17 protein-coding genes are annotated in these 20,906 nt (G+C 63.9%); 9 read left to right on the top strand and 8 right to left on the bottom strand.

Annotated features, from left to right (window positions below):
- Window positions 1–7: 7 nt before the first annotated feature.
- Entirely contained in the window at window positions 8–1,135 is a 1,128-nt protein-coding gene (locus tag R3355_RS21565; protein ID WP_318963122.1) for an acyl-CoA dehydrogenase family protein, read from the top strand.
- Between the two features lie 47 nt (window positions 1,136–1,182).
- On the opposite strand, the gene R3355_RS21560 is transcribed toward R3355_RS21565, so the two are convergent.
- The 3 genes from R3355_RS21560 to R3355_RS21550 all read right to left on the bottom strand — a co-directional run bounded on the left by R3355_RS21560 (window position 1,183) and on the right by R3355_RS21550 (window position 2,991).
- Window positions 1,183–1,833, bottom strand: a complete 651-nt coding sequence (locus tag R3355_RS21560) for a DUF502 domain-containing protein (protein WP_318963120.1) — start codon at window positions 1,831–1,833, stop codon at window positions 1,183–1,185.
- Between the two features lie 82 nt (window positions 1,834–1,915).
- Window positions 1,916–2,590, bottom strand: a complete 675-nt coding sequence (locus R3355_RS21555) for an RES family NAD+ phosphorylase (protein ID WP_318963118.1) — start codon at window positions 2,588–2,590, stop codon at window positions 1,916–1,918.
- A complete protein-coding gene (locus tag R3355_RS21550) occupies window positions 2,587–2,991 on the bottom strand; it encodes an MbcA/ParS/Xre antitoxin family protein (protein WP_318949585.1) in 405 nt (134 codons plus the stop codon). Before R3355_RS21550 ends, R3355_RS21555 begins: the two co-directional genes overlap by 4 nt.
- Window positions 2,992–3,300: 309 nt before the next feature.
- Between R3355_RS21550 and R3355_RS21545 the strand changes: the two genes are divergently transcribed.
- The 4 genes from R3355_RS21545 to R3355_RS21530 all read left to right on the top strand — a co-directional run bounded on the left by R3355_RS21545 (window position 3,301) and on the right by R3355_RS21530 (window position 7,934).
- Entirely contained in the window at window positions 3,301–4,380 is a 1,080-nt protein-coding gene (locus R3355_RS21545) for a gluconokinase, GntK/IdnK-type (protein ID WP_413243557.1), read from the top strand.
- Window positions 4,381–4,443: 63 nt separating this feature from the next.
- Window positions 4,444–5,721, top strand: a complete 1,278-nt coding sequence (locus tag R3355_RS21540; protein ID WP_318963115.1) for a TRAP transporter large permease subunit — start codon at window positions 4,444–4,446, stop codon at window positions 5,719–5,721.
- Between the two features lie 96 nt (window positions 5,722–5,817).
- Window positions 5,818–6,831, top strand: a complete 1,014-nt coding sequence (locus tag R3355_RS21535; protein WP_318949582.1) for a TRAP transporter substrate-binding protein — start codon at window positions 5,818–5,820, stop codon at window positions 6,829–6,831.
- Window positions 6,832–6,914: 83 nt separating this feature from the next.
- Window positions 6,915–7,934 carry a LacI family DNA-binding transcriptional regulator gene (locus R3355_RS21530; RefSeq protein ID WP_318963114.1) on the top strand — a complete coding sequence of 340 codons (1,020 nt, stop codon included), beginning with the start codon at window positions 6,915–6,917 and terminating at the stop codon, window positions 7,932–7,934.
- Between the two features lie 175 nt (window positions 7,935–8,109).
- Here the strand turns inward: R3355_RS21530 and R3355_RS21525 are convergent, their stop codons facing one another.
- Window positions 8,110–9,042 carry a LysR family transcriptional regulator gene (locus R3355_RS21525; protein ID WP_318963113.1) on the bottom strand — a complete coding sequence of 311 codons (933 nt, stop codon included), beginning with the start codon at window positions 9,040–9,042 and terminating at the stop codon, window positions 8,110–8,112.
- 156 nt (window positions 9,043–9,198) lie between these two features.
- Here R3355_RS21525 and R3355_RS21520 point away from each other — a divergent pair, with 156 nt between their 5' ends.
- Window positions 9,199–10,407: an acyl-CoA dehydrogenase gene (locus tag R3355_RS21520; protein WP_318963112.1), complete on the top strand. Its 1,209-nt coding sequence runs from the start codon at window positions 9,199–9,201 to the stop codon at window positions 10,405–10,407.
- A gap of 120 nt (window positions 10,408–10,527) precedes the next feature.
- Here R3355_RS21520 and R3355_RS21515 read toward each other — a convergent pair whose 3' ends face one another.
- The 4 genes from R3355_RS21515 to xthA all read right to left on the bottom strand — a co-directional run bounded on the left by R3355_RS21515 (window position 10,528) and on the right by xthA (window position 14,334).
- A complete protein-coding gene (locus R3355_RS21515) occupies window positions 10,528–10,713 on the bottom strand; it encodes a hypothetical protein (protein WP_318949578.1) in 186 nt (61 codons plus the stop codon).
- A gap of 5 nt (window positions 10,714–10,718) precedes the next feature.
- Window positions 10,719–11,708 carry a TerC family protein gene (locus R3355_RS21510; protein WP_318963111.1) on the bottom strand — a complete coding sequence of 330 codons (990 nt, stop codon included), beginning with the start codon at window positions 11,706–11,708 and terminating at the stop codon, window positions 10,719–10,721.
- A gap of 288 nt (window positions 11,709–11,996) precedes the next feature.
- Window positions 11,997–13,379: a phosphate ABC transporter substrate-binding/OmpA family protein gene (locus R3355_RS21505; protein WP_318963109.1), complete on the bottom strand. Its 1,383-nt coding sequence runs from the start codon at window positions 13,377–13,379 to the stop codon at window positions 11,997–11,999.
- 142 nt (window positions 13,380–13,521) lie between these two features.
- Entirely contained in the window at window positions 13,522–14,334 is an 813-nt protein-coding gene (gene xthA / locus R3355_RS21500; RefSeq protein ID WP_318963108.1) for an exodeoxyribonuclease III, read from the bottom strand.
- Window positions 14,335–14,478: 144 nt separating this feature from the next.
- On the opposite strand from xthA, the gene R3355_RS21495 reads away from it, so the two are divergent.
- The 3 genes from R3355_RS21495 (at window position 14,479) to R3355_RS21485 (ending at window position 20,805) form a co-directional block, all read left to right on the top strand.
- Complete coding sequence (locus R3355_RS21495; RefSeq protein ID WP_318949574.1) at window positions 14,479–15,120, top strand: GNAT family N-acetyltransferase; 642 nt, start codon at window positions 14,479–14,481, stop codon at window positions 15,118–15,120.
- 292 nt (window positions 15,121–15,412) lie between these two features.
- Window positions 15,413–17,140, top strand: coding sequence for an autotransporter assembly complex family protein (locus R3355_RS21490; protein ID WP_318963106.1), 1,728 nt, complete (start codon window positions 15,413–15,415; stop codon window positions 17,138–17,140).
- Complete coding sequence (locus R3355_RS21485) at window positions 17,137–20,805, top strand: translocation/assembly module TamB domain-containing protein (RefSeq protein ID WP_318963105.1); 3,669 nt, start codon at window positions 17,137–17,139, stop codon at window positions 20,803–20,805. Before R3355_RS21490 ends, R3355_RS21485 begins: the two co-directional genes overlap by 4 nt.
- Window positions 20,806–20,906: the final 101 nt, after the last annotated feature.

Here is a 20,906-nt window from a genome sequence, read left to right as displayed (position 1 = left end):
GAGCCCCATGATTCCATCAGAACAAGACCTGCAGATCCGTGACATGGCCCGCCAGTTCGCCCAGGAGCGGCTCAAGCCCTTCGCCGCCGAGTGGGACCGCGAACACCGTTTCCCCAGCGAGGCCATCGCCGAGATGGGCCAGTTGGGCTTCATGGGCATGCTGGTGCCGGAAGACTGGGGCGGCGCGCAGACCGGCCACCTGGCCTACGCCATGGCCCTGGAGGAAATCGCCGCCGGCGATGGCGCCTGCTCGACCATCATGAGCGTGCACAACTCGGTGGGCTGCATGCCGATCCTCAAATACGGCAGCGATGAGCAGAAACAGCGCTTCCTCAGGCCGCTGGGCGAGGGCAGGATGCTCGGCGCCTTCGCCCTCACCGAACCCCAGGCCGGCTCGGATGCCAGCGACCTGCGCACCCGCGCCCGGCGCGACGGCGAGCACTATGTGCTCAACGGCAGCAAGCAGTTCATCACCTCCGGCAGCCACGCCGGCATGGTGATCGTCTTCGCCGTGACCGACCCGCAAGCCGGCAAGAAGGGCATCAGCGCCTTCATCGTGCCCACCGATACGCCCGGCTATTCGGTGGTGCGGGTCGAGGACAAGCTCGGCCAGCATGCCTCGGACACCTGCCAGATCCAGCTCGATGAGCTGCGCATCCCGGCCAGCTTGCGCCTGGGCGAGGAGGGCCAGGGCTACCGCATCGCCCTGGGCAACCTCGAGGGCGGGCGAATCGGCATCGCCGCCCAGGCGGTGGGCATGGCTCGCGCGGCCTTCGAGGCGGCGCGCGACTATGCCCACGAGCGGAAGACCTTCGGCAAGCCGATCATCGAGCACCAGGCGGTGGCGTTCCGCCTGGCCGACATGGCCACCCAGATCGCCGTGGCACGGCAGATGGTCCATCACGCCGCCAGCCTGCGCGAAGCCGGCTTGCCGTGCCTGACCGAGGCCTCGATGGCCAAGCTGTTCGCCTCGGAGATGGCCGAGCGGGTCTGCTCGGCGGCGCTGCAGACTCTGGGTGGCTACGGCTATCTCAAGGACTTTCCGCTGGAGCGGATCTACCGTGACGTGCGCGTGTGCCAGATCTACGAAGGCACCAGCGATGTGCAACGGCTGGTGATTGCGCGCAGTCTCTAGCGGGCCGTATCGCCTGCCAGGTCGCCTCGTGTGCACGGGGCTGCCAACTAGTCTTTGCGCGGCCTCGGCGGCGGCGGTGGGTTGATGCCCATGGACACATAAATGCTGGTGAAGGCCTCGACGCCGATATTGGCTGGCTTGACCCATTCCACCGGTACATAGAGCAGGCCGCCGCCGATGGGGATGGGGGCAGTGGGTACCAGCACGGCGTAATAGCTGCGGCCATCGATATCAATCGGGTTGGGATTGGACATCAGTGCCAGCACTGCAACCCCATCACCACCGAACAGACACCAGACCGGGCTCATGGCGTTGATGTCGGCGTCTTCCTTTTTCTCCAGCAGGGCGACAAAGCGATCCGCCAGGTTGTACAGCTTGCCAAACAGCGGAATGCGCCGCAGGGTCAGGTCGGTCAGCCATTTCAGCGGGCGGCGCAGCCCGAGTTGCACGCCCAGGCCCAGAACATAGATGCCCAGCAGCAGCGCCGCCGTACCCAGGGTGTACGCCAGGTAGGCGTTGCTGGCGAATGGCTGGCCCATGGCCTCAAACACCTGACCGATATAGCTGGACGGTCCGATTACCTGGTTCAACAGGCCGACCACCCAAGTCAGCAGCGTCAGGCTCAGGGCCAGCGGCAGCAAGACAATCAAGCCGGTTATCCAGGTGGTGAGGAGGGCGTTGGCGCTTTTCTTGAACATATGGATGAAATCCGGTCGAGTGGCGGTATCAGGCAGGCAGTTGCCCTGCTCAGGGTGGGATGGGCTACACAGTGCCAGGCATTCAGGCGATGGTTTTAAGGGTGAAGACGTCGGTGATCCGCTGCAGCTTGCCATCCCAGACGTAGCGCAGGTGCACGCCCTGGTGCGGAATGCTCGCCGCCGGCGGGCGGAACAGGGCGGCGCATTCGCCCGCGGGGTGGCGCACGCTGCGGTACAGCAGGCCCCAGGAACCTTGCTTGCGCCGTTCGGCTGCGAAGCGCTGGGCAATCGGGTAGGCGACCGGATCCGGGTCGTGCAGGTGCTCGTGGTCCTGGCGAATGTCGTCCAGCGCCTTGACCACCCGGCAGATGTAGGCGCGCAGGGTCAGTTCCAGGCTCGGCTCCCGGGTCGCGCGCAGGAAGCGCTCGCGGTGGTAGCGGGTTTCGGCCACCGCGGTGTGCAGGCTGTCGCCGCAGTAGTAGACGCCGTACTGGCCCGCGGTGAAGCGGCTGATCGCGCCGACATGGGTGAAGGCGGCCATCAACGGCGACGAACCGGGGCCGCTGACCCGATCCTCCGGGGCCACGTGAGCGAGCAGGCCGGCTTCTTCGCGCAGGCGATCATTGGTCAGGCCCTCGATCAGGAAGGCCTGTTCGAGGTCGGCTGCATCCAGTACATCCTCGAATACCGAGATCGGCGGAAAGGCGCTGGAGACCAGGCGATAGGCCCGCGGCCAGGCGGGCAGGGTCTGTCTCACCCCCTGACCCCATCGAGGTAGCGGCGCACGTCGGCGAGATCGACCACGCCGCCGGCAAGCATCCGATCGAGTGCGCTGTTGCCGTTGAATGGCGCCTCGCTGTTGGCTTTTCTCACCCACTCATAGGTCGAGGGCTTGTCGCCGAACAGGATGCGCAGGGACTTGTGAATGCCCATCAGGTAGGACACCCGTTCCATGGTGTCGCGGGGCAGGCGCACTTCCGGCAGCTGGCGATATTTGTACAGGGTGCTGCGGCCGATCGAACCCAGCAGCACCATCTGCTCCTCGACCGAGCAATGCCACTTGTCCATCAGGTTGAAGAAGAATTTAAGTGCGACCTGACCGGCCTTGGGTGACTCGATGTCGAGGTCTGGCGCGTTGCGTTGCGCGGTAGCAATCATGGTCTTTCCTCCACTTGTGGACTTGGTTTGAATTCTAGTCTTCATGCGGACAGTGCGCAATGGCTCGGGAACCGGCCTCGTCCGCGTCTGCTGGCGCTGCTCGGACTCGCCGTTACCCGCCGCAATGGCTAAGAGCAGCGCTCGGTAACCTTTCGTCGATTGCCCGGGAGGAGGCTTGTCGAGCACCTTGGTTAGCGCTAACATCGACTCAAACAACAAACGGCCCCGATCCAAGGGTGCCCTGGAGAACCCATGCAGACAGTCAATCCTGCCCCCGCCGTCACCGCGGCACGCCGTACCCTGGTGGTCATGGGCGTCAGTGGTTCCGGCAAGAGCGAGATCAGCCAGGCCGTGGCCCGCGAGCTTGCCTGGCGGCATATCGAAGCCGATCAGTTCCATCCCGAGGCAAACGTCGAGCGGATGCGCGCCGGCACTGCTCTCACCGATGACGACCGGATTCACTGGCTGGATGCGCTGATCGTCGAGATGCAGGCCGCACAAGCCGCAGGGGAGGGCTTCGTGCTTGCCTGTTCGGCACTCAAGCGCAGCTACCGCGAGCGTCTGCGCGCCGCCGTGCCAGGCTTGCAGTTCGCCCACCTGGATATCGATCGGACTACCGCCTTGCAGCGGGTAGGGGCTCGACCCGGGCATTTCATGCCGATCTCGCTGGTCGACAGCCAGTTCACCACCCTCGAATCGCCCAGCGGCGAACCCCATGTGTTCAGTGTCAGCGCCGCCCAGAGTCGCGCCGAGGTGGTCGCGCAGATCTGTGCCTGGGTGCGCCGCGATGCCACGGGTGAGGAGATCGAAGCGCAGGTGGATCTTTCTGCGCAGCCGTTTGATAGCGCTAACCATGGGCCGCAACTGACTGCCGAACCGATCTACAGCGGCGGACTGGCGCAGCTCTTCGACCGCCTCACCGACGGCCTGATGGCCGGGTTGATGGCCTTCATGGTGGTCGCCGTATTCATCAACGTCGTGCTGCGCTATGCCTTCGGCACCGGCTGGGCCGGCGCCGAGGAACTGTCGCGGCTGGCCTTCGTCTGGCTGGTGTTCGTCGGTGTCGCCTCGAGTATGCGCCGTGGCGAACTGATGACCTTTCGCATGATCCGCGACCGCTTTCCCCATGCCGTACGCCGTTTGGTCGACTCGGCCAGCTGGCTGCTGGTGATCGGCGCCAGTTTGCTCTCGGCCCTGGGCGCCTGGAGCCAGGTGCAGTACGGCTGGGGTAACCACAGCACGGTGGTCGGCTATCCGGTGGTGCTGGCGATGGTGCCGATATTGGCCAGCATGGTGGTGCTCGCGCTGCTGGCGCTGGTGCAACTGGTCAACGTCTGGCGCCGACCACGCGAGCAGAGCGCGGCGCTGGCCAATGTCACGGCCGACTGAGCGGATGTTCGCGTTGCATTCTTTCCATAACAAGATCGGGCACTGCCCACCGAGGACCCGCTGATGACTGTCGCTGTCTTCCTTGCTTCACTGCTGGGTTTCATGTCCTTCGGCATGCCCATCGCCTTCGCCCTGATTCTCACCGGTGCGGTGCTGATGTGGTATCTGCAGTTCTGGGACGTCCAGCTGCTGGCGCAGAACCTGCTCGCCGGCGCCGACAGCTTTCCGCTGCTGGCCGTACCCTTCTTTATCCTGGCCGGCGAGCTGATGAACGCTGGCGGCATTTCCAGACGCATCATCGCCATGGCCCAGGCCTACTTCGGCCACCTGCGCGGCGGCCTCGGTTATGTGGCGATCGCCGCGGCGGTGTTGCTGGCGAGCATGTCCGGCTCGGCTCTGGCCGATACCGCGGCGCTGGCCACCCTGTTGCTGCCGATGATGCGCCAGCGCGGCTACCCGCTGCATTCCTCGGCTGGCCTGGTCGCGGCCGGCGGCATCATCGCGCCGATCATTCCGCCGTCGATGCCCTTCGTGATCTACGGCGTGGTGACCAATACCTCGATCAGTCAGCTGTTCATGGCCGGTCTGGTGCCAGGCCTGATCATGGGCGTCGGCCTGATCTTCGCCTGGACCCTGATCGCCCGCGGCTTCACCGAGCCGACCCCGCCCAAGGCAAGCAAGGCCGAACGCCGCCATGTGCTGGTGGATGGCGCCGCGGCGCTGATGCTGCCGGTGATCATCGTAGGCGGCCTGCGCTTCGGTATCTTCACCCCGACCGAGGCGGCGGTGGTGGCGGCGGTCTATGCCCTGGCAGTGTCGACCCTGCTCTATCGCGAACTGAACTGGGCGGCGCTGAGCGAGACCCTGACCCGCGCCAGCCGCACCACCGCCTCGGTGATGTTCCTCTGCGCCGCGGCCACGGTGTCGGCCTATATGGTGACCCTGGCCCAGCTGCCCGAGGAAATCGGCGCCATGCTCGGCCCGTTGCTCGACCATCCGCATCTGCTGATGCTGGCGATCATGTTGCTGATGATCGCGGTGGGCATGGTCCTCGATCTGACCCCGACCATCCTGATTCTGGCGCCGGTGCTGGCACCTATCGCGATCAAGGCCGGTATCGATCCGGTGTATTTCGGCGTGATGTTCGTGCTAATTGGCTCCATCGGCCTGATCACCCCGCCGGTGGGCACGGTGCTCAATGTGGTCGGCGGTATCGGCAGGCTGCGCATGGAAATCCTGGTGCGCGGGGTGATGCCGTTCTTCCTCATCTACCTGTGCATTGTCGCGCTGCTGATCGCCTTCCCGGCCATTGTCACGGTGCCGTTGGCATGGTTGCGCTGATGTATTCCACGCCCGGCGGCACGCTGCCGGGCACCTTGTTGCACGTTGCACAAAAATAGTCGTTCTACTTCTCACAACAATAAGAGGCACTCGCTGATGAAACGTCCACTGATCACCGTTCTGGCTGCAGCCATGCTGTTCAGCCCGCTGGCCACACTCACTGCCCATGCCGATGAAGTCCGCTCGCGGATGATTCGCTTCGGCTATGGCCTTAACGAACAGAGCAACCAGGGCCGGGCGGCCAAGCTGTTCGCCGAGGAAGTCGCCAAGGCCTCCGAAGGCAAATTGAAGATGCGCACCTATGCCGCGGCCAGCCTTGGCTCGGACGATCAGATGCAGAGCGCGCTGATCGGCGGAGCCCAGGAAATGATGGTCGGCTCCACCGCCACCCTGGTCGGCATCACCAAGGAAATGGCGGTGTGGGATACGCCGTTCCTGTTCACCCGCGAGCAGCAGGCCGATGCGGTGCTGGATGGTCCGGTCGGGCGTCAGGTGATGGACAAGCTGGAAGAGAAGGGCCTGGTCGGCCTGGTGTACTGGGAGAACGGTTTCCGCAACATGACCAACAACACCCGGCCGATCACCAAACTGGAAGATTTCTCCGGGATCAAGCTGCGCGTGATGCCCAACCCGGTGTTTCTCGAGACCTTCAACCTGATGGGCGCCAACGCCGTGCCGCTGCCGTTCTCCGAGCTGTTCACCGCGCTGGAGACCCAGGCGGTGGATGGCCAGGAAAACCCCTTCAACACCATCCTCTCGTCGAAGTTCTTCGAGGTGCAGAAGTACCTGACCGTGACCAACCACGTCTACAGCCCGTGGATCGTCACCGCGTCCAAGCGCTGGTGGGACGGTCTGTCGCAGACCGAGCAGGGCATCATCATGGACGCGGCGATCAAGGCCCGCGACTTCGAGCGCCAGGACACCCGCGCCGAGGCGGCCAAGGCCCTGGCCCAGCTCAAGGACAACGGCATGCAGGTCAACCAGATCAGCGCCGACGAGGTGCAGCGCATGCGCGAACGGGCCCAACCGGCGATCCAGCAGGTGATCGATACGGTCGGCCAACCGCTGTTTGACCAGGTGCAGGCCGAGCTGGCCAAGGTACCTGAATAGGCGAGTCCATGGCGGTCAGCCGGCGGATGTCGGGCTGACCGCCGCGCCTGCTAGAATCGCCTGCCATTTCCAGGGAATTAGTCATGAGTCCACGCCGTCGTCGCTCCGCCGAGCGCGTCACCCTGTCCGATGTGGCCAAGGCCGCCGGCTGCTCGCTGATGTCCGCCTCGCGTGCGTTGTCGCAGCCGGAGCGGGTTTCCGATGCGCTGCGCGCGCAGGTCATGCAGGCGGCCAAGGCGCTGGGCTACGTGGCGAATCCGGCGGCGCGGGCGCTGGCCAGTTCCAAGTCGAACCTGGTGGCGGTGCTGATTCCGTCGCTGTCCAACTCGGTGTTCGTCGACACCGTCGAGGCGATCCAGGGGGTGCTGATGCCCGCCGGTTTCGAGATGATGATCGGCGTCAGCCACTATCGCCCCGACGAGGACGAACGCCTGCTGCGCTCCTACCTGGCGCACCAGCCGGCCGGCCTGTTGCTCACCGGCTTCGAACGCAGCGACACGGCGCGGGAGATTCTCGGCGGTTGCCGCGGCCCCATCGTCACCATGATGGAGTTGAGCGATGCCGAGGACGAATACTGCGTCGGCTTCTCGCAACTGGATGCCGGCGCGGCCATGACCAACGCGCTGATCGAGCGCGGCTACCGGCATATCGCCTTCGCCGCCGCCCAGCTCGACCCGCGCACCCTGCAGCGTGCAGAGGGTTATCGACAGTGCATGCGGGCCCACGGGCGTTACAACCCGAGCCTGGAATTGCTCACCCCGGAGCTATCCTCCATCGGCCTGGGCGCCAACCTTCTCGATCGCCTGCTGGTCCAGCACCCTGAGATAGACGCGGTGTTCTTCAACAACGACGACCTGGCCCTGGGCGCATTGTTCCGCGCTCGCCAGCTCGATCTGGCGGTGCCGCAACGCTTGGCCATCGCCGGTTTCAACGACCTGCCTGCTGCTGCCTGGGTGCACCCGGCGCTGACCACGGTGCGCACCATCCGCGGACGCATCGGCCAGTTGGCCGGGGACATGCTGCTGACCCTGATGCGCGGCGAGCGGCCGGCCGCGCACTGCATCGACGTGGGCTTCGAACTGGTGCTGCGCGACAGCGCTTGAGGTGCTGCGCCGGGGATTGACCAGGTGATGTAGCCGTTAGCTGTTGCCACTCGCTTTTGTTGGGTGGGCCGGGCGGCGTTTCGCTTCAGCCCAGCCTACGGTTTGCGCGTAATACGTAAAGGAGGAATTGATAGAAAATACCAATAATATTGTTTTTTATCAGTCTATTACCGCGCTAACTTGAAGCTTTTTCGAGTTTCTTTTCCTGGGCAATGACGTGCTGGCAGATCTCGATGATCTGCTCGCGCATCCAGCGGTTGGCCGGGTCCTGGTCGGTGCTCTCGTGCCAGTACAGGTGGGTTTCCAGGGCGGGCACGTCGTTGACCGGCAGCTCCATGTAATGCAGGTCGTTGCGCCTGGCGAAGCGCTCCGGCACGGTGATTGCCATGTCGGTGCTCTGCAGTACGGTGGAGGCCATCAGGTAATGCTGCGAACGCAGGGCGACCCGCCGTTTCAGGCCCATCTTGCCCAGCGACAGGTCGATATAACCGAGGCCGCTGCGGCGGCTGGATATCTGGATGTGGGTCAGCGACAGGTATTCGTCCAGGCTGATCTTGTCCTTGGCCAGCGGATGGCCCTTGCGCATGGCGCAGACGTAGCGGTCTTCCATCATCTTGACGTGGCGCACCTGGGGATCGGTGTTGAGCGGCGCATCGACGGCGAAGTCGAGCCGGCCCGCGGCCAGTTCCTTGGTGGTGTCGCGGCGGCGGGCGAGCATGCTTTCGAGGCTGACGTTCGGTGCCAGACGGCGCAGGCGCTGGAACAAGGTGGGTAGAACCACCGCCTCGGTGAGGTCGGTCATGCTGATGCGATAGGTCTTGTTGGCCTGGGCCGGATTGAATATGCGGCTTTCCTGTACCGAGATGCGCAGTTGCTGCAAGGCGCTGCGCACCGGGCCGATGATGTTCTGCGCCATCGGCGTGGGCACCATGCCCTGGGCGGTACGCACGAACAAGGGATCGTTGAAGGTTTCGCGCAGGCGGGCGAGGGCATTGGACACGGCAGGCTGGGTGATGCCGACGATCTGCCCGGCACGGGTCAGATTGGCCTCGGTGTAGATGGCATCGAAGACGATAAAGAGGTTGAGGTCGACCTTGTTCAGATTCATTCCGCGCTCGCTCCGAGGGTTGTCGGTATCAGTGGATCATATATCGGTGATGAATGTTTATACACGCTGAGAATAGGTTAGATAAATCTTAGTCCCTGTTCTAGCATCATTTCCAGATTGAACACCTCACCAAACAGCCCGCAGAAGGTAGCTTCCATGGATTTCGCCTACTCCCCCAAAGTTCAGGAACTGCGTGAGCGCGTCACCGCGTTTATGGAGACCCACGTCTATCCGGCCGAAGCCGTGTTCGAGCAGCAGGTCAATCAAGGCGACCGCTGGCAGCCGACCGCGATCATGGAAGAGCTGAAAGCCAAGGCCAAGGCCGAAGGCTTGTGGAACCTGTTCCTGCCCGAGTCCGAGTTGGGCGCCGGCCTGACCAATACCGAATACGCGCCGCTCGCAGAAATCATGGGCAGCTCGCTGATCGGTGCCGAACCGTTCAACTGCGCCGCGCCGGACACCGGCAACATGGAAGTGCTGGTGCGCTACGCCAACGAGGCGCAGAAGGAGCAATGGCTCAAGCCGCTGCTGGCCGGCGAGATCCGCTCGGCCTTCGCCATGACCGAGCCGGGCGTGGCCTCATCCGATGCCACCAACATGGAAGCCAGCGCAGTGCGCGAGGGTGACGAGTGGGTGATCAACGGGCGCAAGTGGTGGACCTCCGGCGCCTGCGACCCGCGCTGCAAGATCATGATCTTCATGGGCCTGACCAATCCCGACGCGCCGCGCCACCAGCAGCATTCGATGATCCTGGTGCCGATGGACGCCCCCGGGGTGAAGATGCTGCGTCCGCTGCCGGTGTTCGGCTACGACGACGCGCCGCATGGCCATGCCGAAGTGTTGTTCGAGAACGTACGGGTGCCCTATGAGAATGTGCTGCTCGGTGAAGGTCGCGGTTTCGAGATCGCCCAGGGCCGCCTCGGCCCGGGCCGTATCCACCACTGCATGCGCTCGATCGGCATGGCCGAGCGTGCACTGAAACTGATGTGCCAGCGCTCGATCGAGCGTACCGCCTTCGGCAGGCCGCTGGCACGCCTGGGTGGCAACATCGACCACATCGCCGACTCGCGCATGGAGATCAACATGGCGCGCCTGTTGACCCTGAATGCGGCCTACATGATGGACACCGTCGGCAACAAGATCGCCGCCAGCGAAATTGCCCAGATCAAGGTGGTGGCGCCGAACGTCGCACTCAAGGTGATCGACCGCGCGATCCAGATCCACGGCGGTGCCGGGGTCTCCAATGACTTCCCGCTGGCGTACTGGTACGCCATGCAGCGCACCCTGCGCCTGGCCGACGGCCCGGACGAAGTGCACCGGGCGGCGATCGGCAAGTTCGAGATCGGCAAGTACATGGCGAAGTGATGCAATGATGGCCAGCCGCTAGCGCTGGGGCAGGCTGGGCTGTAATGCCTGGCTGTCGATTCAAATGACAAGGCCCGCATTTATGCGGGCCTTGTGCCTGTTGCGGACCACTCGGGACGGTCAGCTGTCCAGGTTCTCCTGCATAGCTTGCTGCTTGAGCCAGGCAAGACGGACATGCAACTGTGCTGCGAAGCTGCGTGCGGCCAGTTCTTCCTGAAAGGTCAGAGCACGCCGGCCCATGCGCACCTGCCAGAGCTGGCGGCCGCGTTGTTGCAAGGCCTCGATCTGTATATCGGGAGGAGTCACTTGGCTTACCGATCCTTTGCTGGGTGATTGCGGGTTTTCAGCAACGACAAGATCACGCCGCCTGCCAGTAAGCCAAAGGTTACGCTAAGCGATACCAATGCTGGAATCTTGCCAATAAAATCGTGCAGGAAAATCTTCCCGCCGATAAAGATCAGCACCAAGGCCAGCGCGTATTTCAGGTAGATAAAGCGGTGCATCAGCGCGGCCAGGGCGAAGTACAGCGCGCGCAAGCCGAGGATCGCGAAGATATTCGAGGTGTAGACGATAAACGGATCCTGGGTGATGGCGAATACCGCGGGTACGCTGTCCACGGCGAATACCAGATCGGCCAGTTCGATCAGCACCAGTGCCAGCAGCAGTGGTGTGGCGTAACGCCGTAGCTTGTCGCTGGTCGGGTCGCGCAGGCGCACGAGAAAGCGTCCCTCATGCAGTTCATCGGTGACGCGGATATGCCGACGCAAGAATTTCAGCATCGGGTTTTGCGCCAGATCCGGATGTTGCAGTTCGCGGCTGAACAGCATCTTGATCCCGGTCAGCAGCAGAAAGGCGCCGAATAGGTAGAGAACCCAGTCGAAGCGCTGCACCAGCGCCGTGCCCAGACCGATCATGATCGCGCGCAGCACGATGACCCCGAGGATGCCCCAGAACAATACCCGGTGCTGGTAACGCCGTGGAATAGCGAAGAAACCTAGGATCATCGCCATGACGAATACGTTGTCCATCGACAGCGATTGCTCGACCAGAAAACCGGTGTAGAACTCCAGCGCCTTGTTGGCACCTAGCTGCCACCAGATCCAGCCGCCGAACAGCAGGCCTGCGCTGAAGTAGCCGCTGTACAGCAGCAGGCTTTCGCGCATTTCGATTTCGTGTTGGTCGCGATGCAGCACGCCGAGGTCGAACACCAGTAGGGCCAGGACGATGGCGATAAAGGCCAGCCAGAACCAACCGGGGGTGCCGAGAAAAGGACTGGTGAAAAAGGCATGCAGCGCGCTCATGGGCCCTCCCTGCAGTCCACCTAAGTTGACATCCAACTTGGTGACGCCGACATCACGGTGGGCATTCACCGCCAGAGGGGCCCGGCATCACATACTCTAAGGCTAGAGGTGAAATTCGCGAGCGGCAACTACCCGGTGCCAGCATCGACTCACCGGGTTCGCAGGGGTGCCAGCCCTGTATCCGCTTCCCCTAACCGGGCCGCGGCATTCGTCAAGGCTTGGCCAACAAGCCCTCGGGTGAACAGCCTCGCTGTAATGGCGGTACTCGCGGGCCGTTCGCCCGCGAACTCAATACACCCAGACTTCGACGCGGCGGTTCTTGATGCGCCCGTCATCGAGGTAGTTGGCTGCCACCGGCAGTTCGTCACCCAGGCCAGCGATGTCACGGAAGATCACCCCGTCTTTGGCCAGTTCGCGGCGCACCGCCATGGCCCGCAGTTTCGACAGCAGTTTGGCCCTGGCCGGGTCGGCCTTGGGATCGCCGAAGCCCACCAGCACTACTTTCTGGCGCAGCTTGTCCTGGCTTTTCAGGTAGGCGAGCAGCCGCTCGAGATCGCGTCGGGCCTTGTTGTCCAGGGTGGCACTGCCTTGCTGGAAACGGAAGTTCACCGACAAGCGCTGCGCCTCACGGGCCAAGGTCTGATAGCGCTCGGGCATGGCGCTGTTGGGGGCAACCTTCACTGCCTGCACGGTCTGCGCGATAAAACCGCTTCGGTCGACGATGGCTTGTCCCCGCGGGCTGTGGGCAAAGCGTACCAGCGCCTTGGCCCAGGGGTTGGGCTGGTCCGGCTGGTTGTAGAGAAACAGCCGGCGTGACAGCGGGTAGTCCTCGGTGGCGATCAGGGTCACGCTGGGCAGCATCGCTTGTGACTCGCCGGAGGCGATTGCCACAGCCTTGGCCTGGCGGATATAGGGCAGTCCGATAAAGCCGATGCCATGCGGATCCTGGCTGACCGAGTCGGAAAGCTGTTCGCTGGACTCGAAGCGCCGGGCGCTGACGGCCAGGGTTTTGCCAGTGGCGCTGAGGACCAGCTCCTTGAAGGTGTCGTAGGTTCCGGAATTGTCGTCGCGCGCATAGAGCTTGATCGGCCCGCGCTGGCCGCCCAGTTGCGCCCAATCCTGCACGTCGCCGGCGAAGATCTGCGCCAGTTGTTCGATGCGCAACGCGTCCAGCGGGTTGCTCGGGTGGAGGATGATGGCCAGGCCGTCGAGGGCGATGATCTGTTCGGCCTCGGGGCTGTTCAGATCGCCCAGAGTGGCCAGGGCACGGGCTTCGCTGTCCTTGATCGGGCGCGACGAGGCGGCCAGGTCGGCGCTACCGTCCTGCAATGCGCTGAAGCCGGTGCCTGAACCATGGGCCGCCACTTCGATGGAGACACTACGACCGTCGGCGGTTGTACCACTGATCTTCTGCTCGTTCGCAGCAGGGCCGGCCTCGCTGCGAATCGCACTCAGGCCTTGTTCTTCGAACAGGCCTTTGACCAATGCAGGACCGAGGGTGGCGCCGATGGTGTTGGAGCCCTGGATACGCAGGACGCTGCTGTCGTCCGCCGGGATCGGCAGGGCGGCAAACACCGACCAGGGCGCGGCATAGCAGATGAAACCGAGCAACAGCAGGGCCGCAGTGCGGCTCCAGGTTTCGCGATCACAAGCGGGCAGGGCAGGTGGCATGCGGCAAACACCATTTCTATGAGGGAGTTGAAAGTGCCGCGACGATAAGACAAACAGATGACTGCAATATGACAACAAGGCGTTGCGCTGGCGGCGCGGAGCGGGAGCAGGCGGAGAGCTCGCCTGCTCGGCTGGGCACAACCTAGGCGAGTTCCAGCCAGATCGGCGCATGATCCGAAGGCTTTTCCATGCCGCGCAACTCGTAGTCGATTCCCGCATCCTTGAAACGCGATTGCAGGGACTGCGAGGCCAGGATCACATCGATGCGCAGGCCGCGTTTGGGGTCGTCTTCGAAACCACGGCTACGGTAGTCGAACCAGCTGAATCGATCGTTCACCGTGGGATTGAGCTGACGGAAACTGTCGACCAGGCCCCAGCTCTTCAGGCTGGCCAGCCACTCGCGCTCTTCCGGCAGAAAGCTGCATTTTCCGGTTCTGAGCCAGCGTTTGCGGTTTTCTTCGCCAATGCCGATGTCGCAGTCTTCCGGCGAAATGTTGATATCACCCATCACCACCAGCGCCTGCTCCGGCTGGAATTGATTGAGCAACAGTTGCTGCAGGTCGGAGTAGAAGCGTTGCTTGGCGGGGAACTTGATCGGGTGGTCGCGGCTTTCGCCCTGCGGGAAATAACCGTTCATCACGGTCACCGGGTTGCCCTGCGCGTCGGCGAAGGTGCCATAGATAAAGCGGCGCTGGCTGTCCTCGCCATCGTCGGGGAAACCCTTGTGCAGCGCCAGTGGTTCCTGGCGCGAGAGCAGGGCGACGCCGTAGTGGCCTTTCTGGCCGTGGTAGTGCACGTGGTAGCCGAGGTTGCGGATGTCTACCTCGGGGAATTGCTCGTCGGCGACTTTGGTTTCCTGCAAGCCGATCACGTCCGGCTGGTGTTTCTCGATCAAGGCCGCCAATTGATGTGGGCGCGCACGCAGGCCGTTGATATTGAAGGAGACGATCTTCATGGGCGGCAAATCCTGGGGTCGTTGTAGCAAAGCTTTGATGCTAGCCGATCCGGCGACCGTACGGCCAGTTCTGGCTGTCACCGGATTGCGGTGCTAGGGTGGCTACAGGCCAAGTAGATCAACAAAAGCCAGAGGTTGCATCCTATGCCGAACAGTCCTGCTGAAGTCCGTATGCTTGATAGCGGTTATGCCCGTGAAGCACGCTCGCTGCTGTACCACGCCTATCGCCATGAACCGACCTTTTCTTACCTGTTCGAAGCCGAACGTCCTGGATATGACCAGCGCGTGCGCGCCACCGTACGGGAGTTGGTGCAACAACATTTCAGCGAGGATCTGCCGGCGATCGGCCTACTGATCGATGACCGCCTGATCGGCATGGCGCTGATCGCCCCCCCGCAGCGCCGCCTGGATATCACCGAGAGCTGGAACTGGCGCATGCGCATGCTGCTGACCACCGGTTTTCGTTGTACCAAGCGTTATCTGGCATACCACGATGCCATCCTCGCCTGCCTGCCGCCCGGGCCTTACCACGTGCTGCCATTGCTTGGTGTTCACCCCGAGTTCCAGGGCAAGCACCTCGGTGAGCAGTTGCTCGAGGCCCTGCACAACTGGTGCGCCGAGGATGCCGGTTCGCTCGGCGTGGTGCTGGACACCGGAAACCCGCATTACCTGGACTTCTACAAGCGCCATGGCTACGAGGAAATCGGTGAAGTGGCGGTTGGCCCGATCATCGAGCACGTGTTCTTCCATCCCAACCCACAGCAGGCGGTCAAAGCCAGCGCTTGAGGGTGTACGGGTCAGCAGGGCGCTGTGAGGCCGGTGTTCCCGCGTCGGTGGGCTGAGGTACTGTGAAAAAATTCTCGCCTACTGCGACCGCCTCCAAGCGTCCGCTGCTGACGTCGCGCGCCTTGCCTCGATGGCCTGGAAACGCTCTCGCTGCGGCGCTCGATATTTTCACAATCGCTGAATGAAGCCCTCCCGTGGAGCTGGAGTGCAGCAATAAACAGTAACCGCATAATCGGCGAGAACCCTGTCGGACGCTCTAGGCTGTCGCGTGGCACGTGCTAGCATCGCGCTTATGAGAACCTTTCCCATTTTTTTCGCCGGAATGGCGCTGCTCCTGCTGAGCGCGTCGGTAGTGGCCGAGGCGCGCCTGGTGGTCAGGGTGCAGCCTGCCAATGCCGCACTGAAGGAGAATGTGGAAGGCTATATCGGTAGTCTTGGCGAGCGCGACCTCGACGCCTTGCGGCGTTTTCGCCGGGTGGCCGAGGTGCAGGCAGAAAAAGCCGTGCAGGCTCTGGGTTACTACCAGGCGCAGATCAGTAGCGAGGTGAGCGAGGGCGATCCGCTGCGCCTGATCGTCCGCATCGTCCCCGGCGAACCGGTCAGACTGCGGGAAGTGACCCTGCGCATCGACGGGCCGGCCAACCAGTTGCGCGCGTTTCGCCTGCCTGGTGATGCCCGACTCAAAGCCGGCGCGGTACTCAATCACGGTCGTTACGACGCGGCCAAGCGGCAGATCCAGAACCAGGCCTCGCGGTATGGTTTTTTCGCCGGGCGCTTCACCCGTCAACGCCTGAGTATCGACCCGCGTGCCGGGGTCGCCGACATCGAACTGATCTATGACAGTGGCCCGCGCTATCAGCTGGGGGCCGTGAGCTTCGAGGGCGATGCGCCCTTCGAGGCGCAACTGTTGCAACGCATGGTGCCCTTTGCCGCCGACACGCCCTATGACTCCGAGCTGATCGCCGAGCTGTACCAGGCGCTGCGTTCCAGTGGGTATTTCGAGTCGGTGAGCGTCGATGCCAATCCGAGCGCCGCCGAGCAGCAGCGGATTCCGGTCAGTGTCCAGCTGCAAACACGTAAACCCCGGAGTATGGGCTTGGGGTTGGGTTTTTCCACCGATGTGGGCCCCCGTGGCCGCGCCAACTGGACACGCCATTGGGCCAACCCCCAAGGCCACAGTTACGGCGCCGAGATGGAGTTGTCGGCACCGCGGCAGAACATCGGCCTGTGGTACGACGTGCCCGGTGATCCCCCCCTGACCGACAAGCTGCGCTACGCCGGTGGCTACCAATATGAAGAGCTGGCCGACACCGACAGCCTCAGCCGCTTGCTGACGGTGGGGCCGGAGTGGCACAGCAAGCTGGACAGTGGCTGGCAGCGGGTCATTTCGCTGAAGTGGCAGCATGAGCAGTACGAACTCGGCGACGACTCCGGGGTGAGCACCTTGCTGATGCCGGGCGTCAGCTACGCGTACCTGCACAGCGATAATCAGGTCGATCCAAATCATGGCTATCGCCTGCAATTCGATCTGTCGGCGGCCAAACGCGGCTTGCTCTCCGATGCCGACGTGCTGCACGGCAATGTCCTGCTCAAAGGCTTGACCACCCTGGCGGGCAAGCATCGCTTGCTCGGCCGGGTGCAGTTCGGCGGCACCGAGTCCGGCGGTTTTTCCGCGGTGCCGCCGTCGTTGCGCTTCTTTGCCGGTGGTGATCAGAGCGTGCGCGGTTACGACTACCAGAGCCTGTCGCCGGAAAACTCCCAGGGCGATAAAATCGGCGGCCATTATCTGTTCGCCGCCAGCGCCGAGTATCAGTACAGCGTGGCCGAGCGCTGGCGCGTGGCGACCTTTGTCGACCAGGGCAACAGCTTCAACTCGCTGGACTTCCCCTCCTTGAAAAGCGCCGTCGGCATCGGCCTGCGCTGGGTCTCGCCGGTCGGTCCGCTGCGTCTCGACCTGGCTCATCCGCTGGATGATCAGGGCGGGGTGCGGGTGCATTTCTCCATGGGGCCGGAACTGTGAGACGCGGGTTGAAATACGGCCTCTGTGGGCTGCTTGGCGTCCTGTTGGTGCTGGCGCTGGCACTGACCTGGATGCTCGCCAGCACTGCCGGCAGCCGCTGGGCGCTGGCCCGGGTGCCGGGTTTGCAGGTGAGCAATTTCAGCGGCCAGCTGGGCGGGCAGTGGCGCGCCGAGCAGCTGCGCTGGCAGCAAGGCGAGCGCCTGGTGGACGTTCGCCTCGCCGAGGTGGCCTGGTCGCCGCAGTGTCTGTTGCGCCTGACCCTGTGTGTCGAGCGGCTGCAGATCGAGCGCATCGAGTTGCGCGTGCCGCCTGGGGAGGAGGCGGGCGACGCGCCGTTGCGCTTGCCGCAGATGCAGCTGCCATTGGCTGTGCAACTGGGCGAGGTGCACATCGGCAGTCTGCAACTCAATGGCGCCGAGCAGCTGCAAGGCCTGCAACTGGCGGCGCGCTGGACCCGTGAAGGTGTGCAGATCGACAGCCTGCGCTTGCAACGCGGCGACTTTGCCCTGGACTTGAGCGGCCAACTGCGCCCCAGCGGGGACTGGCCTTTGAGTCTTGCTGGCAAGGTGCAGCTACCGGCACCCGAGCAACAGGACTGGCAGCTTGACCTACAGATTGTCGGTGATGTGCAGAACAGCCTGCAGGTGACGGCCGATAGCGCGGGCTACCTCACCGGGCGTCTGCGCGGCGCTGTGCAGCCGCTGGCGGATAATGTCCCGGCCAGCCTGCAGTTGCATGCCGATGGCTTCAAGGTCGGCAGCGAGCTGCCGGATACCTTGCGCCTGAACAAGATAGAGCTGACGGCCAATGGCGATCTGGCCGACGGCTACCGAGTCAGCGGCAACGCCGAGTTGCCGGGCGAGGGCGGGCCACTGGCGCTGACCCTGCAAGGGCTGCTGAAGGCTGACGGCGCCGAGATTGCCGGGTTGAGTCTGAGCGCCAGCGCCGAGCAGCAGCTGCGCCTCAGTGGCCAGCTGGACTGGCGCGAGGGGTTCGGCCTGGACGGCCGCTTCGACTGGCAGGACTTTCCCTGGCAGCGCCTGTATCCCGATGTGGAACAACCACCTGTGGCATTGCGCCGGCTCAGCGGCGAGCTGGCCTATCGCGACGGCAACTACCTGGGCCACTTCGCCGCCGCGCTGGATGGCCCGGCCGGGGCCTTCAACCTGGAGAGTCCGCTCAGTGGCGATTTGCAGCAGCTGCACCTGCCCGATCTGCAACTGCGTGCCGGTCAGGGGCGGGCCGATGGCCAGCTGACCCTGGGCTTTGCCGATGGCCTGCGCTGGGATGCGCGCTTGCAACTGCACGACCTGGATCCCGCCTACTGGCTGGCGGAACTGCCGGGCACCCTGGGCGGGCCGCTGCACAGCCAGGGCCAGATGAACGATCAGCAACTGAGCCTGAATGCCCAGATCGACCTCAAGGGCCGTTTGCGTGGCCAACCGGCGCAGCTCCGGGCCGAGGCCACTGGCAGCGGTGAGCACTGGTTGCTGCCGCGTCTGGATCTGCGTCTGGGCGACAATCGTATCGACGGCAGTGGCGAGCTGAATCAGCGCCTGAGCGGACAGTTGCGCCTGAACCTGCCACGCCTGGGCCAGCTCTGGCCGCAGTTACAGGGGCAGCTCCAGGGCCAGCTCGACCTGGCGGGCAGCCTGCAGGCGCCACAAGGCCAACTGAGCCTGCAGGGTCAGCGCCTGGCCTACACCGACCAGCGTCTGCAACGCGTGCAACTCGATGCGACGCTCGACAGTGCCCAGCACGCGCGGGTCGAACTGGACGCCCAGGGCATTGTCCTGGGTGAAACCGAGCTGGGCCGCTTGACGGCCAGCGGGCAGGGCGATCGGCGCCAGCAGCGACTGCAGCTCAAGCTCGATGGACCCTTGCTACAAAGCGCTTTGGCTCTTGCTGGCCGCCTGGATCAAGGCGCCTGGCGCGGGCAGCTGAGCAGCGCCGAGGTACAAAGCGGCGGTCAGGATTGGCGCTTGCAGCAACCCGCCGCTCTGGTACGCCTGGCCAACGGTCAGCTCAGTCTCGCCGCGCACTGCTGGCGTTCCGCTGCGGCCAGCCTGTGCGGCGAAGATCAACGGCTGCTGCCCGAGCCCAGGTTGCGCTATCGCCTCCGCGATTTCCCCCTCGACAGCCTGGCGCAATGGCTACCCAAAGACTTCGCCTGGCAAGGTCTGTTGAATGCCGAAGTGCAGCTCGACTTGCCGGTGGCGGGGCCGAGCGGGCAGGTGGTGCTGGATGCCGGCAGCGGCACCTGGCGTATTCGCGATCGGGGCCAATGGCTGGATTTCGCCTACGACAGTCTGCGCCTGGAGAGCCAGCTGAGCCCGCAGCGAATCGATACCCGGCTGGATCTGCGCGGGCCGAAAATCGGCGAGCTGTTGCTGCAGGCCCGCCTCGACCCGCGGCCGGCGAACAAGACCCTGGCCGGCGATTTCCGTCTGAGCGGTCTGGACCTGGCGCTGGCGCAGCCGTTTCTGCCAATGGTCGAGCATATGGCGGGCCGGCTCGACGGCAGTGGCAACCTGTCCGGCAGCTTGCTGGCGCCATACATCGATGGTCGCTTGCAGCTCCGCGGGGGGCAGTTGTCCGGCGGTCAATTGCCCATGGACGTCGAGGCATTGCAGGTGGACGCACAGATTGCCGGGGATAGCCTGCAACTCAGCGGCGGCTGGCGCAGTGGCGACCAGGGCCAGGCCAGTCTGGCCGGCGAGTTGTCCTGGCGTAGCGGATTGCAGGGCGAGTTGCGGCTGAGCGGCAGTCACCTGCCGGTCAACGTCGAACCCTATGCGCAGCTGGAGGTGGAACCGGATCTGACCCTGCGCATCGCTGCCGAGCAGCTGTCGATAACCGGCGAGGTGCTGGTCCCGCGGGGCAAGATTGTGATCCGCGAACTGCCGCCCTCGATCGTCAAGGTCTCGGACGATGCGCTGATCGTCGGCCGTGAAAGTGTCGAGCCCCAGCCGCTGGCGATTGCCATGGACATCGACGTCGAGGTGGGGCAGGAGCGCCTGAGCTTCAGCGGTTTCGGCCTGAATGCCGATCTGACCGGGCGCGTGCATGTCGGCAATGACCTCGACACCCGCGGCGAGTTGAGCCTGAACAATGGCCGTTATCGCGCCTATGGCCAGCGCTTGACCCTTCGCCGTGCGCGTTTGCTGTTCGCCGGACCAATTGATCAGCCCTACCTGGATGTCGAGGCGATTCGCCGGGTCGATTCGGTGGTCGCCGGCCTGCGCCTGAGCGGCAATGCCGAGCAGCCCACCAGCGAAGTGTTTTCCGAGCCGGCCATGAGTCAGCAGCAGGCACTGTCCTATCTGGTGCTTGGCCGGCCGCTGGGGCAGAGCAGTGGCGACAACAACATGCTGGCCCAGGCGGCACTCGCTATGGGGGTGGCCGGCAGCGCGCCCTTGACCGGCGGCTTGGCCCAAGGCTTGGGGGTCAAGGATTTCCAGCTGGACACCGAAGGCAGCGGCATCAGCACCAGCGTGGTGGCCAGTGGCAGCCTGTCGGAGCGCCTGAGCTTGCGTTACGGGGTCGGCGTGTTCGAACCGGTGAATACCATCGCGTTGCGCTATGAACTGAGCAAGCGCCTCTATCTCGAGGCCGCCAGCGGCCTGGCCAGTTCTCTGGACCTGTTCTACCGGCGCGATTTCTAGTCACGCCGGGGCGTGCCGAGTGTCCGCTGGCGATCAGCCCCGCATGCTGATCGCCGAATGTGCGGTGTCTTGTCGATATCTTGCTATTTATCTCTGGTCTG

It is taken from the genome of Pseudomonas sp. (assembly GCF_033723075.1).
Taxonomy (GTDB): domain Bacteria; phylum Pseudomonadota; class Gammaproteobacteria; order Pseudomonadales; family Pseudomonadaceae; genus Aquipseudomonas.
The sequence above is the reverse complement of the archived record's forward strand: the minus strand, read 5'-3'. Positions and strand labels throughout refer to the sequence as shown.

What these genes read in the sequence shown, in the direction of transcription:
- R3355_RS21520 (WP_318963112.1), top strand. Translation starts at nt 9,199, where the DNA reads ATGGATTTCGCCTACTCCCCCAAAGTTCAGGAACTGCGTGAGCGCGTC.
- xthA (WP_318963108.1), bottom strand. Translation starts at nt 14,334, where the DNA reads ATGAAGATCGTCTCCTTCAATATCAACGGCCTGCGTGCGCGCCCACAT.
- R3355_RS21540 (WP_318963115.1), top strand. Translation starts at nt 4,444, where the DNA reads ATGACTGTCGCTGTCTTCCTTGCTTCACTGCTGGGTTTCATGTCCTTC.
- R3355_RS21550 (WP_318949585.1), bottom strand. Translation starts at nt 2,991, where the DNA reads ATGATTGCTACCGCGCAACGCAACGCGCCAGACCTCGACATCGAGTCA.
- R3355_RS21545 (WP_413243557.1), top strand. Translation starts at nt 3,301, where the DNA reads ATGGGCGTCAGTGGTTCCGGCAAGAGCGAGATCAGCCAGGCCGTGGCC.
- R3355_RS21510 (WP_318963111.1), bottom strand. Translation starts at nt 11,708, where the DNA reads ATGAGCGCGCTGCATGCCTTTTTCACCAGTCCTTTTCTCGGCACCCCC.
- R3355_RS21565 (WP_318963122.1), top strand. Translation starts at nt 8, where the DNA reads ATGATTCCATCAGAACAAGACCTGCAGATCCGTGACATGGCCCGCCAG.
- R3355_RS21535 (WP_318949582.1), top strand. Translation starts at nt 5,818, where the DNA reads ATGAAACGTCCACTGATCACCGTTCTGGCTGCAGCCATGCTGTTCAGC.
- R3355_RS21495 (WP_318949574.1), top strand. Translation starts at nt 14,479, where the DNA reads ATGCCGAACAGTCCTGCTGAAGTCCGTATGCTTGATAGCGGTTATGCC.
- R3355_RS21525 (WP_318963113.1), bottom strand. Translation starts at nt 9,042, where the DNA reads ATGAATCTGAACAAGGTCGACCTCAACCTCTTTATCGTCTTCGATGCC.
- R3355_RS21530 (WP_318963114.1), top strand. Translation starts at nt 6,915, where the DNA reads ATGAGTCCACGCCGTCGTCGCTCCGCCGAGCGCGTCACCCTGTCCGAT.
- R3355_RS21490 (WP_318963106.1), top strand. Translation starts at nt 15,413, where the DNA reads ATGAGAACCTTTCCCATTTTTTTCGCCGGAATGGCGCTGCTCCTGCTG.
- R3355_RS21560 (WP_318963120.1), bottom strand. Translation starts at nt 1,833, where the DNA reads ATGTTCAAGAAAAGCGCCAACGCCCTCCTCACCACCTGGATAACCGGC.
- R3355_RS21505 (WP_318963109.1), bottom strand. Translation starts at nt 13,379, where the DNA reads ATGCCACCTGCCCTGCCCGCTTGTGATCGCGAAACCTGGAGCCGCACT.